Genomic DNA, 18209 nt, shown 5'->3' on the forward strand with positions numbered 1-18209 from the left:
GTCTTGCGTGTTGACACCAAGAGCATGAGCTCAATCCTGCCCGCACTGTCCCGGGCATAAACTAAGGAAATCTGCGCAGCACCTCGCAGCCCCCGTGAGCCTGTGGTTGACCGTTATTCCAAAAATGCTACTTACCAGTATAACCTACCAAAAAAACAGGAGAGCGATGATGGTAACGGCCTCACAGGTTATCCTCACGGCAACCGAGCGGGTGACGCTTGGCGTTCCTGCAGCCGAAGCGGTGGCGCAGGAAGCTGCGGCGCGTGGGGCGAGCCAAGTGTTTATTCTGGCGAGCAGTTTCCTCAACCGCCAGACGGACGAGATTCGCCGGATCGAGTCGGCACTGGGCGCGCGGCATGCGGCCACGCATGATGGTATTCAGCCACATGCCCCACGCAGCGATGTGTTGGCAGCGGCGAATGCCGCGCGCAGTGCAGGCGCTGATTTGGTCGTTACTGTTGGCGGCGGATCGGTAACTGATGCGGGCAAGATCGTGCTCATTTGCCTGAAACACAACATCACAACCATCGAGCAGTTCGACAGCTATCGCGTGCAGGTGGACGACGATGGCAACATGGTGATCCCCGATTTTGCCGGGCCGGACGTGCGCGCGATCTGCGTGCCGACGACGCTTTCAGGCGGCGAGTTCAACCCGCTTTCGGGCGCTACGGACGAGGCGATCAAGCTCAAGCAGGCCTATACCCAGCGCGAAATGGTGCCGATCTGCGTCGTGCTCGACCCTGCGATCACGGTGCATACGCCCGAGTGGCTGTGGCTTTCCACCGGGGTGCGCGCGGTCGATCACGCGACGGAGACGCTCGCCTCGTTCCTTTCGAACGACTTCTGTGACGGCATTGCCGACAGCGCGCTGCGCTTGCTCGCAGCGGGCCTCCCGGCGGTGAAAGCCGACCCGACCGACCTCGATTCGCGGCTGAAATGCCAGATCGGCGCTTGGCAATCGATGATCCCGATCATCGGCGGCGTGCCGATGGGGGCGAGCCATGCCATCGGCCATGTGCTGGGTGGCACTTGCGATGTGCCGCATGGCCACACCAGCTGCGTCATGTCGCCCTATGTCCAGGCGTTCAACCTTGCGGTGAACGCAGAGCGGCAGAAACGCATCAGCGCTTGCCTTGGCGATGCGTCGCGTCCGGCTTCGGAACTGCTCGATGCGCTGATCCGGGGTCTTGGTATGCCGCGCTCACTGCGCGAAGTGGGCGTGCGTGAAGACCAGTTGCAGTTGATCTCGGAATATACGCTGGAAGATATCTGGGGCCGCACCAATCCCCGCACGATCAAGACGGCGGCCGATGTCATGGAAATTCTGCGGACCGCGATGGGGTGATGCACAAACTAGCCGAAAGCGCTTATTCAGTGGACATGACGGAAAAGCCGAAAAAGAAGCGCGCTGCAGCGCAGTTGAAGGGCGAAATAACGGCCTACAAGCGCCGCCGAATTCTGGAGGAGGCGAGCCACTTCTTCTTTGCCAACGGATATGAGGCGACGACGCTGGATTCGGTGGCCGAGCAGCTTAATGTCACCAAGCCGTTCATCTACTCGTACTACAAGAATAAGGGCGAGTTGCTTTACGAAATCTGCCAGACCGGCATTCAGCTCTCGCTGAGCGCGCTGGAAGAGGCGCTGGCCGTTGAAGGCACTGCGACCGAGCAGTTAAAGATCGTGGTGGAGCGCGTGGCGCGGATCATCATCGAAAACCAGCGCTATGTGACGGTCTATCTGCGTGAGGAGAAGAGCCTTACGCCCGATGACGCACGCCGCATCCGCGATTTGCGGCACACTTTCGATACCAAGCTGGCAGCGCTGCTGGAAAAGGGCAAGCAGACCGGGGAGTTTGATGTGGCGGCACCATCGCGCACGGCGATTTGGGTGAGCGGCCTGCTGAGCTGGATTGCGCTTTGGTATCACGATGGCGGGCGCTGGTCGGCCACTGAGGTGGTGATGGACGCGATCATGATGGTGCAGAAGATGGTTCAGCCAGCAGGAGGCCCAAATGGCTGAAAGAACCATACCTGTTGGAGCCTCGCATACCGACCCGCGCGTGCTGGACCGACGCAAATGCGTGCTGCGCTATCTGATTGATGATTTTGCCGCCTCGCAGCCCGACGCGACCTATGCCGTGTTTGAGGATGGCGGGCAGTGGACTTATGCGGCATTGCGCGACTTGGTGGTGCGCAAGGCGGCAGGGTTGGAGAAGCTGGGCGTAAAGCGCGGCGATCATGTGGCGGTTTGGCTACCCAACGGGCGCGAGGCGCTGATCACGTTCTATGCGATCAATTACCTTGGCGGCGTGTTCGTGCCGTTCAACACGGCCTATCGGGGCACGATCCTTGAGCATGTGCTGGCCAATTCGGATGCCCGGTTGCTGGTGGCGCATGGCGGGCTGCTCGATCGGTTGGAAGGGATTGATACGGCAGCGGTGGAGACCGTCGTGACGCTGGGCGAGGGTGCGGCCCCCGCGCGCTTTGCGGTCCATGCCTTTGATGTGGTTGAAGGCGAGGAGGCGGACCTTGCGCCGCTTGGCGCACCCATCGAGCCTTGGGACACGCAATCGATCATCTATACCTCGGGCACCACGGGGCCATCGAAGGGCGTGCTCTCCTCCTACCTTCATCTCTACACCAATGCCGGGCCGGAAAGCTGGCACTTTGTGGGCGGTGACGACCGCTTTCTGGTCAACATGCCGGTGTTCCATATCGGCGGCTTGGGCATTCCCTTCGTGATGCTGGCGCGGGGCGGCTCCATCGCGCTGATGGAGAACTTCTCGACCGACACGTTCTGGCATTTCGTGAAGTGCACGCAGTGCACCACGATCTTCCTGCTGGGCGTGATGGCAACTTTCCTGATCAAGCGTCCACCGGGGCCGGAAGATCGGGATCATGGGGTGCGCAAGGCGTTCATGGTGCCGCTGACCGAAGCGGCGGGGCCGTTTCATGAGCGGTTCGGTATAGACGTCTACACCATCTTCAATATGACCGAGATTTCCTCGCCCATTGTCTCCGAGCCCAATCCGGTGAAGCTGGGCACGTGTGGTAAGTTGCGCAGCGGAGCCGATGTACGGCTTGTGGATGCCAATGATTGCGAGGTCCCGGTGGGTACGGTGGGCGAGATGATCGTGCGCACCGACCGGCCCTGGGCGATGAACCACGGCTATCACAAGAACCCCGAAGCCACGGCGCGCGCGTGGCGCAATGGCTGGTTCCACACTGGCGACGCCTTTCGTCAGGATGCGGACGGCTACTTCTACTTCGTTGACCGAGTGAAGGACGCGATCCGGCGGCGGGGGGAGAACATTTCTTCATTCGAGGTGGAAAGCGACGTTACCGCGCACCCCGACGTACGCGAGGCGGCAGTGATCGGCGTGCCGAGCGAATATTCCGAAGACGAGGTCATGGCGGTGATCGCCCCGGTTCCGGGCGCGAGCATCGATCCGGTGGCGCTGTCTGAATTTCTGGCGGCGCGGATGCCTTATTTCATGGTTCCGCGCTATATCCGCATCCTGCCCGAACTGCCCAAGACGCCGACGGCCAAAGTGATGAAGGCCGAACTGCGCGCTGAAGGGATCACGCCCGATACGTGGGACCGCGAGAAGGCCGGGATCAGGCTGAAGAAGGAGCGGCTTTAGCCGAGCGGGGAAGGCCATAGCCTTCCCCGCCATCGAGCTTCAGGGCCTCAGAAGTTGACCCCGACTGTAACGCCAAAGGTGCGTGGCGGGGCGAGCGAGCCGACGCGGACGCTGTTGAACAGCGGTGCGGTGATGATGTTGTTGGTAATCACCAGCTTGTTGGCGAGGTTGCGGCCCCAGACATCGACGGTAAACTTCTCGTCCGCAGTGGTGAAGCGCAGTCCGGCATTGATCAGCGCATAGGGTGCTTGCGTGGCATCAGCGTTGTTGAATTCGGTGAAGAACACGCGGTCCTGCCAGTTTACTTCGGCGCGCGCATTCAGCGTGCCTGCCGAGCCGATCAGGATGTCGTAATTGGCCCCTGCACGGAACGAGAATTCCGGCGCGTTCGACAGGCGATTGCCTGCGACGCTGACTTGCTGAAACCCGCGCCGGTAATCGCCCGTGGTGAACTGGCTGTATTTGGCGTTGAGGTAAGTGCCGAACAGCTCCAGCGTAAGGCCCGGCACCGGCTTGGCGCGTAGCTCAGCTTCGACGCCATAGTTGCGCGCCGAGGCGGCATTGACCGTGGTGACAACGCTGGTGGCATCGACGAAGCCGACCTGAAGATCGGTGTAGTCCATATAGAACCCGGCGATATTGGCCTGCAGCTTGCGGTCGGCGGTTGTGGTCTTCAGGCCGACTTCGTAGCTCCAGACGTATTCCGGGTTGATCACATCGTTGCGCGATCCAACGTTGATCACACCAGATTTAAACCCGCGCGTGACCGAGGCATAGACCAGCGTAGAATCGCTGGCTTGATAGTTGAGCGTCACGGTGGGGGTGAAGGCATTCCAGCTCTTGGCCTTGTTGGTGTTCACGCTGCCAAGGAAATCGAAAGTGCCAACGCCTTTACGCTTTTCATAGCTGAAGCGGCCACCGGCCGTGATTTTCAGCTTGTCGGTGACCGCGTAGCTGCCTTGCGCATAGACGCCGATGGCATCGATGTTGACCGTGCCGAACTGCAGGTAGTTGGCACCGTCAAACGTGTTGGCTGGCACGCCGAACAGGACGCCAAGGTTGGTGAGCGGCACACGCACACTGCCGAACAGCTCTTCGTTGAAATACATCGCACCCAGCAGCGCATCGAACTTTTCGCTGCGGTAGGTGCCAACGAATTCCTGGCTGAAGGTCTTGCTGGTCTCGTTATAGTTGTTCTGGCCGAACATGTTGGCGTTCGAGCCATCGAGGTCGTTGCGGTTGAAGCGTTCGAAGTTGCGATACGAGGTGATCGATTTGATGTCCCAATTGCCCGGCGTCCAAGCGATGGTGCCGGTAACGCTGTAACCATCACGCTGGTTGAGCGCTTCCTGATCGGAATAGATGTTGCGCAAATTGGGCTGGCGGCCTGCGGCGGCGGCAACGGTGAACAATGATTGGCCGCCGATCAGCGAACCCAGCGCGTTCTCCGGCTGCACGGTCGGGCCGAAATAGTGGAACGCATAGTTGCTGTCGTCTTCCTTGAAATACTCGCCAGAGACAAGGATTTCGAGGTCATCGGCGGGCTTGGCCAGAATGCTGCCACGCAAGGCATAGGCATTGCGGTCATCAATATCTTGGCCTGTAAATTCATTGATGCCATAGCCATCGCGCCGGTCATACTTGCCTGCGATGCGGACCATCAGCTGGTCGCCGCTTAACGCCCCGCCAACAGCCCCTTCGAGCGCGACGGCGTTGTAATTGCCATAGCTTGCGCGGACGTAGCCTTCCAATTCCTCGGTCGGGCGCTTGGTAATCAGGTTGATTGCGCCTGCCGTGGCGCTGCGGCCATAGAGCGTGCCCTGCGGCCCACGCAGAACTTCGACGCGCTCTAGATCATAGAAGCCTGAAAGCTGTGCCGCTGGGCGGGCAATCTGTGCGCCGTCCTGCAGGAACGCCACGCCGCCATCTGCGCCAAGGTCGATGCTGGTAAGGCCGATGCCGCGAATGAAGATGCGGTTCACGCCGAACTGGTCACCCACCGAAAGGTTAGGGATTGCCGTGGCCAGCGAAGCAACGTCCTTTACCCCGCCAACGCCAAGTGCAGCCTCGGATACGGCAGAAACCGATGCGGCGACTTTGGAGAGCGATTCCGAACTGCGCGTGGCGGTGACAACGATATCGGTGAGGCCTTCGGCCGGCGGTGCGGCCTCTTGCGCCGTTGCCGGAGACGCAAAGAGCGCAGCCCCGGAAAGCAGCACGCCCAACACGGCGGAGCGGGTGGCGCGCTGGGTGGCCCCAAGCGAATTCATGCGGATTGCCCCGAACGCGGAAAAATGCGTGCGCACCATGTTCTCTCCCCTAATTGCCGCTGTGTAAACTGCGTGCATTTTTATCTACTGGTGCGTAGATACCTGACAAGCTAAGTAGATTGCAAGCGGTAATCAGGGGGGCGGCTTTGGCATGGTTTGCAACCCACACCGTTGCAGACACCGGCGCAGCCGTGCTGCTCAATTGCTTGCCAATGTCGCGCCCGGTGGGTGCTAACGAAAACATGGCCAAGACCATGAAACCAGAGGATGTGCCCCTGATATGAGCGCTATTTCGGTTGAACTGCCGGGTGAACAGACCATTTCCGGCCACTGCGAGCCCGAATTCACCACGGTGCTGGAAGCTTTTTGCGCCAACTTTGCCGAGCGCAAGGAAGTGGGCGCAAGCCTGTGCATTACCCATCAGGGCCGGACCGTGGTGGACTTGTGGGGCGGGCTTGCCGATCCGCAAACGGCACAGCCGTGGACGCAGGATACGGTCTCGATCGTCTATTCCTGCACCAAGGCAGCGACCGCGCTGTGCCTGCACATGCTGGTTGATCAGGGGCGGGTGACGTATGAGACGCGGGTTGCCGATATCTGGCCGGAATTTTCGGCGGGAGGCAAGGAAGCGACGACCGTTGGCATGATGCTGGCCCACACATCGCCGGTCCCGCATGTGGTAGAGCCAATCAAACGCGGGAGTTTGGCAGACTGGGACTATATGACCGCGCGCGTTGCGGCAGAGCCTGCGCACTGGGTGCCGGGGACGCGACAGGGCTATCACGGCGTGACTTATGCGTGGACGGTGGGGCAACTGGTGCGGTTGATCTCCAGAATGCCGCTGGGCGCGTTCTTCCGGCAGCACGTGGCCGACCCGCTCGGGCTGGATTTCCACATTGGCTTGCCAGAAAGCGAGGAGCCGCGCGTTGCTCCGATGATTGCGCCTGTTCCGGCGGAGGTCAATTTCGGCTCAGCCTTCTTTCGCGCTGCAACGACGCAGCCCGGCAGCCTGCCCAACTTGTTCCTGACGAATCTTGGCGGAGCAGACTTCAATTCGCGCGAGATCCATGCAGCGGAGATTGGCAGCGCCAACGGCATTACCAACGCGCGCGGCCTTGCCGGAATGTATGCGCCACTGGCCCGTGGTGAAGGTGGCGGGTTGGTTTCGGCTGATACTTTCCACCGCATGAGCCGGGTCAGCGCCGCGACGCATAGCGATGCCGTGCTGTGTCAGCCGATGCGCTTTGCCATGGGTTTCATGATGAGCACCGACAATCGCGCTTTGGGCGGAGACAGCCTGATTTTGGGCGAGACAGCATTTGGCCATGTCGGCATGGGCGGCAGCATCGGCTTTGCCGATCCGGCCCAAGGCCTGAGCTTTGGCTATACGATGAACCGCATGGGGGCGGGCATCCTGCTCAATGCGCGCGGCCAGTCGCTGATTGATGCGGCCTATCGCGCAATCGGGCTGACATCGGATGCGAGCGGTGCTTGGCGATAGGGTGGAGTGCATCCATGCCCCGCTGGAACACGCAACGCCGCTGACTGTTACAGGGCGATTGCGGTCGGCGGTTGACGTGATATACTATCCGGTAGATATTTCTTATTTCAGGTATAATCCGGCAGCCACGCCTGATCCGGGCCAACAAGGAATGACATGAACGCTCTGAAGATTACCGACCGCCCGATTACACCACAGGCCGTTGACCGTGCCCTGTTGCGGCAGGGCGTTGACGAGGCGAACATTCCTGCGCTGCTGATGGTGCTGGTCCAGTTGACCGGGGACCGTCGCTATCTTGAGCCCCCCTTTGCGCCGAGCCGGGGCAAGGGACTGGATGACAATGACAGCGGCGGCCTGCCCGAAGACGTGCAGGCGCTGATCCGCAACGCCGCTTGGGATGCGATCATTGCCTGGGTCGATGGCCGCGAACCGGCGCTGCCACGCCCGGCCAATGCTGATCTGGCCGCCATGCTGGCCGTTGCCATGACCGAGGCTGTGCCTCCCGAATATGGCGATATCGTTGCCGCCACGATGCATCTTGATCCTGTGGCCGAACCAGCGCGTCCGGCAAAGCCTTTGCGGGCAATCATCATCGGTGCGGGCATTTCAGGCATGGTTGCCGCCGTGCGCCTGCGCGAAATGGGCATTGAGCATGTGATCTTTGAAAAGAACACCGAGTTCGGCGGCACCTGGTGGGAAAACCGCTATCCGGGTTGCGGGGTCGATACGCCGAACCTGACCTATACCTTCTCGTTTCGCCCCAACGATTGGTCGGCCTTTTTCCCGTTGCGTGACGAGATCGAGAATTACCTGCTCGATACGGCGCGGGCGAGTGGGCTCTATGATCGCGTGCGCTTTGGCACCAAAGTGGAGCGCGCCCAATGGCTGGCAGACCGCAACCAGTGGGAAGTGAGCGTGCAGGCGCCCGATGGCACGCAGCAAGTCCACCACGCCGATATCGTGATGAGCGCGGTGGGCATCCTCAACATGCCGGTCGTGCCCGATATCAAGGGGCTTTCCGGTTTTGCCGGGCAGATTGTGCACACCAGCGATTGGCCGCAAGGCCTTGACCTGAAAGGCAAGCGCGTGGCCGTGGTTGGCAATGGTGCGTCGGCCATGCAGGTGGTCCCGGCGATTGCCGACGAGGTGGCCGAATTGACCTTGTTCGCCCGTTCCAAACAGTGGGCAGCACCGTTTCCGCAGTTCAGAAAGCCGGTGCCTGCGGGCGTCAGGTATCTGATGCAGGTCGTGCCGCTCTATCGCGCATGGGTGGAACAGCGCCTTTCGTGGACGTTCAACGACCGGGTGCATGGCACCTTGTTCCGCGATCCTGAGTGGGCCGAACCGGCGCGCGCGGTAAACGCGATCAACGACGGGCACCGCGAGTTTTTTACGCAATATGTGCGCGAAGAACTGGGCGAGCGGCAGGACCTGCTGCCGCTGGTGCTGCCGGATTACCCGCCTTTTGCCAAGCGCATGCTACTGGACAACGGTTGGTTTCGTACCTTGCGCAAACCCCATGTGCAACTGGTGGCCCAGCGCCTGTCCGAAGTGCGCGATCACACTCTGGTGGCAGGCGATGGGCAGGAAATCGAAGCCGACGTGCTGATCCTTGCCACGGGCTTTCAGGCCGCCAACGTGCTTGGCTCCTACGAAGTCATCGGGCGTGATGGCCGCGATTTGCATGCGTTCTGGGAGGGCGATAATGCCGCAGCCTATCTCGGCACGCTGGTGCCGGGCTTTCCCAACTTCTTTATCCTGCTTGGCCCAAATGTCGGCTCTGGCCACGGTGGCAGTATGATTCGTAACATCGAGAATCAGGCGCACTATGCGATGCGCGTGATTGAGGCGCTGGTGAATTCCGGCGCAGATGCGGTGGAAGTGCGCGAGGATGTCTATGCCAACTACAAGGCAAGGATCGACGCGGCGCACGAAAAGCTGGTGTGGACTCATCCCGGTGCAACCAACTGGTATCGCAATTCACGCGGGCGCGTGGTGGCAATCACGCCGTGGCGCAACGATGCGTTCTGGCGGATGACGCGCGAGGCAAAGCGCGAAGACCTGACGTTTACTTCAAGGCCTAAGGAAACCGCTGAACGGGCTGCCTGATTTCTGGCAGAAAGGGGCACGCAAACATGACCGACCGCATGAGGCGGGTCGCCCTTCATTCTCTCGATGGCGTCGAAGCGCTTATCATCGAGAATGCACACCTTCCCGAGCCTGGCCCGGGAGAAGTTCGCCTGCGGGTGACTTGCGTGGGCTTGGGTTTCGTCGATGGGTTGCTGATTTCGGGCCAGTATCAATGGAAGCCGCCACTACCCTATGTGCCCGGCGGCGAAATTGCGGGCGTCGTGGATGCAATCGGCTCGGGCGTTGCCGGTTGGGCGGTTGGCCAGCAGGTGGCGACTTGGCAAATGGGCGGGGGTCTGGCCGAATTCTGCGTTGTTTCAGCCAGTTCCCTTGTGCCTGTGCCAGCAGGGCTTAGGCTTGAAACGGCCGCTGCCGTGCTGCTCGATTTTGCCACGGCCGACTATGCCTTGCACATCAGGGGTCGGTTGCAGCCGGGCGAAACCGTGCTGGTGCTTGGCGCAAACGGCGGCGTTGGCCATGCTGCCATGCAACTTGCAAAAGCGGCGGGAAGCCTGATCGTTGCAGGGGTATCGTGCAATGAACGGCGTGACATAGCCTTGCGCAATGGTGCCGATTGCACCGTCGATCTGTCGTCCGGTGCCTGGCGTGAAGAATTGCGGTCAATCCCTGGAGTCACCGCACCGGACGTTGTCGTTGATCCTTTGGGCGGTCAGTTTACCGAATTGGCATTCCGCAGTTTGGCCAAACGCGGGCGACATCTTGTGATCGGCTTTGCGGCTCAAGGCATTCCTTCGCTTCCGGTAAATCTTGCGCTTTTGAAGAATGCGGATCTTGTCGGCATCGATATCCGCGACTTTTCCACCCACGACCAGCCTGCGTTCCTGACGCGGCTACGGTTGCTGTTTGACCGCATCGTCAGTGGTGAAATTGCGGCTCCCACAGTGTGCCCCTACAGCCTCGACCGCACACGGGGTGCTTTCCATAGCCTGCAAAGTCGTGGACGCACCGGAAAGCTGGTCATCACGGTTGCAGCGCACCCTATGCCGTGATGCAACCAGCCTATGGCTTAGCCCAGAGGTTTCAGCAATGCGCGCGCAGGCGGTGAGCGAGGTCCTCCAGTCCTAGTGAATTGACCGCGCTTGTCATGCAATCTGCCCGCAACAAGGAGGCCAGCGCATGTTGATGCTGGGCAATCCGATCAATTGCCTGCATCTCGGTCATATAGGCGCTGACCAATGCTGGGTCGGCGCACAATTGCCGACCCAGAGCCTCAACCTCTTCGCCTAGCAGATCCAGCACTTCTGCAACGCGTGCCAGATCAATCGGGATCATAGGCGCGCTCACGCAGCTTTCGCCATGGTTTCAGTGGCTTCCAAGCGCGCCAGATCCAGCACCATGACCATGCGGTCACTCAATGCTGCAAGCCCTTGCAGGAACTGCACGACATCGTCCTGCCCGGTGCTGGGCGGAGGCTGCAACGCATCAGCGGGAAGCGCCACAATGTCGCTGACGGAATCGACGATAAGCCCTACGGTCTGTGCGCCAAGCTGGATGACGATGATCGCGTGGCGTGGCGTGGTTACCGTGGGTGGCCAGCCAAGCCGAGCAGCCAGATCAATCACCGGCAGCACCGCGCCACGCAGATTGACCACGCCGGCCACATAATGCGGCACTTGCGGCAAGGGCGTGACCGGGGTCCAGGCCCGGATTTCTCTTACCGCCATGATGTCGAGCCCGAACAATTGTCCGCCAGCTTCGAAAGCGATCAGTTCGACCTTCATTGTCATTTCCTCTCAGGCGATCAGTGAGCGACCCGCCGCACAGCGGCGACGAGTTTATCGGCATCAAACGGTTTGACGATCCAGCCTGTGGCCCCTGCGGCACGAGCACGCGCCTTTTTCTCGTCCGAACTTTCGGTCGACAGCACCAGGATCGGGCGGTCGCAATGGCGCTCGCCCGAACGGAGGCGTTCGATCAGGCCAAAGCCGTCCAGCCGTGGCATGTTGATATCGGTAATGATGACATCGACATCATTGGTCACCAGCCATTGCAACGCAGCCTGGCCATCATCGGCCTGAACCACGTCAAAACCCCGGCTGCTCAGGGCGTGCAACAGCAGCGCGCGCATGCTGGCGCTGTCATCAACTGTCAGAATTCGCAAAGCATTGCTCATGGGTCGGCTCACTTTCTTCAGAAGAGTTCAACGTCGCCCGCGCCGCGTGGCACATGCGAGGTCGGCTGGGTTTCCTTCACCATCGTATTGGCCACCGTGCGGCAGCGGACCTGACCATGGGCGGGACGAAATTCGATGCGACGGGCAGATGTTCCGCCAAGATCTTCACGGACCAGAGGAATCCGCTCATGCTCCAGAAATCGGCGGGCGAAATCGGCGTTCATGGTGCCGATCTGGGCCATGCCGGCACGCATGTTGGCCCCGCCATAAAGATGGGCGCGCATGCGATGCTTGGCTGCTCCATTGGCCAGCATTTCGTTTATCAGCACTTCCATCAGATAAACGCCGTAATGCTCGTCCACGGTTACCTTGCCATGGCTCTTGGGGGGCTCGGCCAGCAGAAAATGGTTCATGCCGCCCGTCTCCACTTCGGGATCGAACAAGCAGGTGGCAACGCAACTGCCCAGCACGGTGTTGAATTCAACCTGTGGTCCTGCGCTTACACGAGCCTGCCCTTGCATTACGGTAATGCGGTTGATCGGCTTTTCTGGAAGAATGATGGTTGAGGTCATGGCGGTCAGGCGGCCTTGCTGAAAGCGTGGCGAGTGATGTGTTCAATGGGGGCGACCACCCGGGCAGCGCCAAGTGCAATGGCCGCGCGCGGCATGCCGAAGACAGCGCAACTTGCCTCGTCCTGCGCAATCGTGAACGCGCCGCGTTCAGCCATTGCCAGCAAGCCTTTGGCTCCATCGCTGCCCATTCCGGTGAGGAGAATGCCCACCGCACGATCGGCAAAGACTTCGGCCATCGACTGAAACAGCACATCCACGCTGGGAACGTGGCCAGAAACCGGATCGCCCTGCCGCAACTTGGTGAAAGCCTGGCCACTACCCCGCACCATCAGATGGCGATCACCGCCGGGCGCGAAGTAAACCGTTCCGCGTTGCAACCGCATGTCGCTATCGGCCATGATCACCTTGGCCGGGCAAACACGGTCAAGCGATTGGGCAATTGCTGGTGCAAAGCGCGCGTTGACGTGCTGCACGATCAGCGTCGGAGGGCAATCGGTCGGGAAGTCTTGCAGCAGAATCTGCAAGGCTTCCACACCACCGGTCGATGAACCGATGGCAATCGCCTGCACATCGAACGGCACAGTATCGGCCGCCCGCTGTGCTGTGACCGAGGGCTGCGGCAGCCCGCCAGTGAAGCCCATTCTTGCAGCGTGGCGAACAAGGCTGGCAAGCTTGCCATCGTCATCCAGCGGCATGCCGCCCGCGCGATTGCTTTTGGAATAGCAATCCACTGCGCCCAATGCGAGAGCGCGCGCGGTCATCTCGCTGCCCTTTTGCGTGGTGCCTGAAACGATGATGACCGGCGTGGGCCGCAAGGTCATGATCTTTTCAAGAAAATCCAGCCCGTTCATGCCTGGCATCTCGATGTCGAGTGTGACCACGTCGGGATCGAGTTCCTTGATCATCGCCCGCCCTTCGGCTGCATTGCCGGCCGCGCCGATGACCGTGATGTCAGGTTCGCTAGACAGCCGCGAGGTCAGGATTGCGCGCATGGTTGCGGAATCGTCAATGATGAGCACGCGTATCGTCATGCCGCCCTCTTCCGGTAGATTGTTGGACCGACACACTCGATCTGCTTCATCGCTGGCCCCGAAGCCCGCTCACTGTGACCGATGTAAAGATACCCGCCAGGCTTGAGCTGCTCGACAAAGCGCGCGACCAGACGCTCCTTTGTCTCGGTGTCGAAATAGATCATGACATTGCGGCAGAAGATCACGTCGAACTCCTGGCGCATCGGCCAATCGCCAAGGAGATTGAGTTCGCGAAAGCGCACAATGGCACGCGCCTCCTCGTTCACTGATATGCTGTCACCAACATGTTTGAGCCAGTTGGCTTTCAACTTTGGCGGCAAATCCTTGATTTCAGATGCGGTATAGGTCGCAGAAGCGGCTTTGCGCAGCACATGCGCAGCCAAATCGCTGGCCAGAAGCACCAGATCGCGTTTCAACATACGCAGGCCTTCCGAGCGGTCTTCGCCCAGAAGTGTCAAAACCAGTGACCATGTTTCCTCACCGCTGGAGCAGCCGGCCGACCACAGCCGTGCACGCCCCCCTGCTTCCATCTGCTGCATCAGATGCGGGCGCACATGCTCGGCAAAATGGCGGAAATGGTGACTTTCGCGGAAAAAGAACGTGTGATTGGTCGTCAGCGCGTCTACTGCGCACTTGCGCTCATCGGGATCGTTGCGGATCAACTCGATATAGTCGGCAAAGTTCTGCTTGCCCGTTTTGCGCACAAGCGGTGCAATGCGCGAATAGACGAGCATCGCTTTGCCCTGGGGCAGGACATTGCCGGATTCGGCATAGATCAAATCCGCAATCGCCCGGAAATCAGCGTCCGAATAGACATTCGGACTGACCCCTGGCACGCGGCCATCAGCAAAGGCAGCGGTCAGATTCATGCCGCCTCACGGATGGTGGATGATTGCCCCAGCGCGCCACCGACAAGGCTGTCGACATCAAGGATCAGCGCCACTCGGCCATCGCCAAGAATGGTAGCTCCCGCAACGCCTTCGACAGCACGATAATTGGCCTCAAGGCTCTTGATGACGAATTGCCGCTGGTCGCTGATGGTATCCACCAGCAGTGCTGCTTGCCCGGCCACTTGCGTATCAACAATGATCAGTACGCCGTCGTGGGGCTGCATTACCTTGCCGGTAAAGCCGGTGTGGTGCCCCACCGGGATGATCGGCACAAACCGCCCACGCACGTTGAGCATCTGGCGTGCCGTGCCAAGACCCTGCACTTCCTGCGCAGTGGGACGCAGGCTTTCCACCACATGGGTCAGCGGGACGACCAGCGTCTGGTCGCCGACGTTGACGATCATGCCGTCCGAAATGGCCAGCGTCAGCGGCAGCGCAAGCGTAAAGGTCGTGCCCACTCCGGCTTCGGATTCGATTGTGATGCGGCCACCCAGATTCTTCACGTTCTGGCGCACCACATCCATGCCCACGCCACGGCCGGATACGCTGGTGACTGCTTGCGCAGTGGAGAAACCCGGCGCGAAGATCAGATGGTCGATATCTTCGGGGGTGAGCTGGTTTTCCGCCGCAACTATGCCTTGCGCGATGGCTTTTTCCAGCACGCGCGCCCGGTCGATGCCCTTGCCGTCATCAGCCACCTTGATGAGGATGCGGCCAGAGCGTTGTTCCGCCGAAAGCGTCAGCGTGCCTTCGGCAGGCTTGCCTGCGGCCAGACGCTGATCGGCGCTTTCAATGCCATGGTCCACGGCGTTACGGATCAGATGGGTCAGCGGCTCGCCCAGCCGTTCGAGTACGGTCTTGTCGAGTTCGGTGGTTTCACCGATCACTTCCAACCGCACATGTTTGCCGGTCGAAACGGCCAGTTCGCGCAGGATGCGGGGCACCCGGCTAAACACCGAACTGATCGGCTGGGCACGGATTGACATGGCGCTTTCCTGAATGTCGCGCGTCAGCCCTTCCAGCATCTGCAGCTCTTCCTTGGCGGCAGTATCGCCTTCCAGCCGCTGGGCCAGCATGGCCTGCGCAATTACCATTTCGCCCACGGTGTCGATCAGCCGGTCCAGCTTGGCCAGATCGATGCGGATCGATTGGCCAGCAGCGGGCGCACCCGGTGCTGCAGTGGCCGCAGCAACTGTTGCTGGGATGGCTTCGCCCGCGTCAACGGTCATCGAAGCAATCGGTGCAACCTCTTCCTTGACCGTCACTTCTGGGGGCGGCTTCCTGACTGCGATTTCCACTGGCGGTCTTGCGGCATCATCACCAACGGCAATGCCCCAGTCATCGCGCACGAAATCAAAGATTTCCGTCGCGTCCGCCTCTGCAACACTGTTAGGCACCTCGTACGTAAAGCCAAGATAGCCCTGCTCGCAATCCAGCATGTCGAGCCCTGGCAGATGCGAGAGATTGCAGGTGATGCAACGTGCGCCCATGCTTGCCAGTTCGCGTAGCAGGGCCATCGGTTCGGCCCCGTTGCGCATGGCACCGGCATGTGGGTGCAGGTGCAATTGCCAATCGGGAGCAGGGGCGGGCGCAACTGGCTCAGCCGTCGGCGCGGGGCCAATCAGATCGTCAAGCAAGGCATCAAGATCAACTTCAGCCTCACTCGGCTCGACATCGGCATCCGGCATAGGCGATGGTGCCTCTGCTGTGCACGCAGGTGGCGCAGGGGCGGGGGGAGCTGCAGCCGCCGCGCCATCAGCCTGTGCTGCAGTCAGCTCGGCCAGCAATGCTGCATCATCGGGCGCCGCTGTGCTTTCCTGCGCTGCTGTCACATGATCGCTCAGCGTGTCCAGCGCGCGCAGCAACAGGCTGCACAGCGTATCGCTCAAGGCCACACTGCCATCTCGAACATCGGAAAGCAGCGTTTCGAAGGTATGGGTATAGGCCTGCAAGGCAGCATAGCCGAAAGCGCCGGCCCCGCCCTTGATCGAATGGACTGCGCGGAACACGCTATTGACAGTATCGTCATCTTGCGTGCCGTCTCGGCATGCCGCCAGACCCGTTTCGGCCGCGGCCAGCGATTCTTCGCATTCGACAAAGAATATCTGCTGGATTTCCTCAGGGGTCATTGCGCCATCTCTTCAAACAGGTGAACTTCCAGGCCCGTCAGCCGCGCTGCATCACGCAGAGCTTCGGATGGTATGATGCGCAATCGCGCAAAGCTGTTCTTCGCGCTCGCCAGCAGCTGCAGCATTGCATAGCCCACCAGCGTGGTCTTGCTGGCGTCAATCTCCAGATCCTCGTTGCCCATCGCGGCCACGAATTCGGGCAGCAGGGCGGTGGTGGCAGCACGGTCGCAGCGGGCTGGAAGAATGATTGTGGCCATGGTTGTCGTCTCCATCACGCGAGTCAGAACTCGCTCCAGTCTTCCGCAACTTCGGCCTTTATCGCCAAATTGCCCTGCACAGGCGCAGCCTTGCGCGAGGGCGTCGGACGCGGAGCGCTGGGCTGGCTTGCGCGGGCGCTGGCCGGTGCCTGACGGGCCGGGGCCGACAACGCGACCGGCTTGCCGATGTCAAACTGTGCCACCAATCGCAGAACGTTTCCTGCCTCATCGGCCATGCCGCGCGCAGCGGCGGTGGATTGTTCGACCATGGCGGCGTTCTGCTGCGTCATGCGGTCCATTTCGCCCACGGCGGCATTCACCTGCTGCAGGTTCTCGGCCTGTGTCGCAGCGGCATCGGCAATCCCGCGCACCAGCTCGTTGATTTCCCCCACGCTGCCAACAATCCGCTCCAGCAAGTTCCCGGTCTGGCCGACCAGTTCCACGCCGCTGCCAACCTGTTCGGTACTGGTGGTGATCAGATCCTTGATATCGCGCGCAGCATCGGCACTGCGCTGTGCCAGCGCCCGCACTTCATTGGCCACCACGGCAAAGCCCTTGCCAGCATCGCCAGCGCGCGCAGCTTCTACCCCGGCGTTAAGGGCCAAGAGGTTTGTTTGGAAAGCAATCCCGTCGATTACGCTGATAATCTGCGAAATCTGCCGGGCGGATTGTTCGATCGCAGCCATTGCTTCGGTCGCCTGCTTCACCACCAAGCCGCCTTCGCTGGCCTGCCGATGTGCACCATCCATTGCCTGCCGCACTTCGCCCGCATTCGATGCGGTATCCTTCACGCTGGCGGTTACCTGGTTCATCGCTGCAACGGTCTCTTCAAGACTCGCTGCCTGCTGTTCGTTGCGCATTGCCAGATCATCAGAGGCCGACCGGATCTCTGCCGATGCTGTGGAGATCGACCTGATGCCGGACACCACCCCATCAATGGTCTGCTGCAACGAAGCCATGGCGGAATTGAAATCATTTTCAGCCGGAATAAAGGCTGGCGGCAAACCGCTCATCCGCGCGGTGAGATCGCCCTGTGAAAGCTTGGCCAAAGCCTCGCCCATCTGGCCCAACACGATATTGCGGGTCTGTTCCTCGGCTTTCACAAAATAGGCAGACAGCGCCAGATCAATGTCCAGCAACGAGGCGCGCACCAGCAGCGACAATTCGTGCGCCTGTCGCCGCTTCCACGGCAACAGTCCCAGCAACCCGGGTGCGACCATGCGCTTGATCATCTCGTCCAGAATCAGGCCATAACCGCCGATGTACCAGCGCGGCTCCAGCCCGATGCGGGCATGCACATTGCCCACGACATTGGCGCGCTGCAGGTACTTTTCGTTCAGCCCCTCCTCGAACATCGAAACCCAGTGGTTCTTCTGCGAGCGGGCGGCCCCATCCATGTGACCGCGGCCGGAAAATAGCTTGGCTACAGCGGGGGTGGCCGAGATTTTGTCATAGAAGCGGGCCAGCGCGCCATCGAGATGGCGCGTTACGTTGTTGCCCATGCGCTGCAAGGCGGCTGTTTCGTGTGACAGACCATAGAAGTCGAGACGTTGGCGAAGGTCATCAGGCATCTGGATTGGCTCCCGTTTTTTCGTCATGTGCAGCAACCGTCAAAAGCGCGGTGCCATGGTCGCGAACCGAGGTGCAAACCT

The 18209-nt window shown here is 60.6% G+C and carries 16 protein-coding genes; 6 read left to right on the top strand and 10 right to left on the bottom strand.

The window, feature by feature from the left end; all coding sequences use genetic code 11:
* Window positions 1-169 precede the first annotated feature (169 nt).
* From AC2A1F_RS00005 to AC2A1F_RS00015, 3 genes are read left to right on the top strand one after another with little or no spacing between them, the layout of a single operon-like run.
* Entirely contained in the window at window positions 170-1345 is a 1176-nt protein-coding gene (locus AC2A1F_RS00005) for an iron-containing alcohol dehydrogenase (protein ID WP_484206738.1), read from the top strand.
* Window positions 1346-1380: 35 nt separating this feature from the next.
* A complete protein-coding gene (locus AC2A1F_RS00010) occupies window positions 1381-2019 on the top strand; it encodes a TetR/AcrR family transcriptional regulator (protein ID WP_484206739.1) in 639 nt (212 codons plus the stop codon).
* Window positions 2012-3643 (top strand): AMP-binding protein, encoded by a 1632-nt coding sequence (locus tag AC2A1F_RS00015; RefSeq protein ID WP_484206740.1) that lies wholly within the window; start codon window positions 2012-2014, stop codon window positions 3641-3643. The genes AC2A1F_RS00010 and AC2A1F_RS00015 overlap by 8 nt, the downstream gene beginning before the upstream one ends.
* A gap of 47 nt (window positions 3644-3690) precedes the next feature.
* On the opposite strand, the gene AC2A1F_RS00020 is transcribed toward AC2A1F_RS00015, so the two are convergent.
* On the bottom strand, window positions 3691-5952 hold the full coding sequence (locus AC2A1F_RS00020) for a TonB-dependent receptor (RefSeq protein WP_484206741.1): 2262 nt from the start codon (window positions 5950-5952) through the stop codon (window positions 3691-3693).
* 241 nt (window positions 5953-6193) lie between these two features.
* Here AC2A1F_RS00020 and AC2A1F_RS00025 point away from each other — a divergent pair, with 241 nt between their 5' ends.
* From AC2A1F_RS00025 to AC2A1F_RS00035, 3 genes are all read left to right on the top strand, one after another.
* Entirely contained in the window at window positions 6194-7414 is a 1221-nt protein-coding gene (locus AC2A1F_RS00025; RefSeq protein WP_484206742.1) for a serine hydrolase domain-containing protein, read from the top strand.
* 156 nt (window positions 7415-7570) lie between these two features.
* Window positions 7571-9523 (top strand): flavin-containing monooxygenase, encoded by a 1953-nt coding sequence (locus AC2A1F_RS00030; protein ID WP_484206743.1) that lies wholly within the window; start codon window positions 7571-7573, stop codon window positions 9521-9523.
* A 26-nt stretch (window positions 9524-9549) separates the two neighbouring features.
* Window positions 9550-10554 (top strand): NADPH:quinone oxidoreductase family protein, encoded by a 1005-nt coding sequence (locus tag AC2A1F_RS00035; RefSeq protein WP_484206744.1) that lies wholly within the window; start codon window positions 9550-9552, stop codon window positions 10552-10554.
* A gap of 31 nt (window positions 10555-10585) precedes the next feature.
* Here the strand turns inward: AC2A1F_RS00035 and AC2A1F_RS00040 are convergent, their stop codons facing one another.
* Genes AC2A1F_RS00040 through AC2A1F_RS00080 form a run of 9 tightly spaced genes read right to left on the bottom strand, consistent with a single transcriptional unit; the run spans window position 10586 to window position 18128 of the window.
* Window positions 10586-10849 (bottom strand): hypothetical protein, encoded by a 264-nt coding sequence (locus AC2A1F_RS00040; RefSeq protein ID WP_484206745.1) that lies wholly within the window; start codon window positions 10847-10849, stop codon window positions 10586-10588.
* The gene (locus tag AC2A1F_RS00045) at window positions 10846-11286 is read right to left on the bottom strand and encodes a chemotaxis protein CheW (protein ID WP_484206746.1); all 441 of its coding nucleotides are present in this window, start codon (window positions 11284-11286) and stop codon (window positions 10846-10848) included. The genes AC2A1F_RS00040 and AC2A1F_RS00045 overlap by 4 nt, the downstream gene beginning before the upstream one ends.
* Before the next feature lie 20 nt (window positions 11287-11306).
* Window positions 11307-11678, bottom strand: a complete 372-nt coding sequence (locus AC2A1F_RS00050; protein WP_292632753.1) for a response regulator — start codon at window positions 11676-11678, stop codon at window positions 11307-11309.
* A gap of 17 nt (window positions 11679-11695) precedes the next feature.
* Window positions 11696-12250, bottom strand: a complete 555-nt coding sequence (locus AC2A1F_RS00055) for a chemotaxis protein CheD (protein ID WP_484206747.1) — start codon at window positions 12248-12250, stop codon at window positions 11696-11698.
* Between the two features lie 5 nt (window positions 12251-12255).
* On the bottom strand, window positions 12256-13281 hold the full coding sequence (locus AC2A1F_RS00060) for a protein-glutamate methylesterase/protein-glutamine glutaminase (RefSeq protein WP_484206748.1): 1026 nt from the start codon (window positions 13279-13281) through the stop codon (window positions 12256-12258).
* Complete coding sequence (locus AC2A1F_RS00065; protein WP_484206749.1) at window positions 13278-14150, bottom strand: CheR family methyltransferase; 873 nt, start codon at window positions 14148-14150, stop codon at window positions 13278-13280. The genes AC2A1F_RS00060 and AC2A1F_RS00065 overlap by 4 nt, the downstream gene beginning before the upstream one ends.
* Window positions 14147-16300 carry a chemotaxis protein CheA gene (locus AC2A1F_RS00070; protein WP_484206750.1) on the bottom strand — a complete coding sequence of 718 codons (2154 nt, stop codon included), beginning with the start codon at window positions 16298-16300 and terminating at the stop codon, window positions 14147-14149. The genes AC2A1F_RS00065 and AC2A1F_RS00070 overlap by 4 nt, the downstream gene beginning before the upstream one ends.
* Window positions 16297-16557: a chemotaxis protein CheX gene (locus AC2A1F_RS00075; protein ID WP_484206751.1), complete on the bottom strand. Its 261-nt coding sequence runs from the start codon at window positions 16555-16557 to the stop codon at window positions 16297-16299. Before AC2A1F_RS00075 ends, AC2A1F_RS00070 begins: the two co-directional genes overlap by 4 nt.
* A 23-nt stretch (window positions 16558-16580) precedes the next feature.
* A complete protein-coding gene (locus AC2A1F_RS00080; protein WP_484206752.1) occupies window positions 16581-18128 on the bottom strand; it encodes a methyl-accepting chemotaxis protein in 1548 nt (515 codons plus the stop codon).
* Window positions 18129-18209: the final 81 nt, after the last annotated feature.

The organism is Novosphingobium sp. HNCC26BN242, from assembly GCF_057180525.1.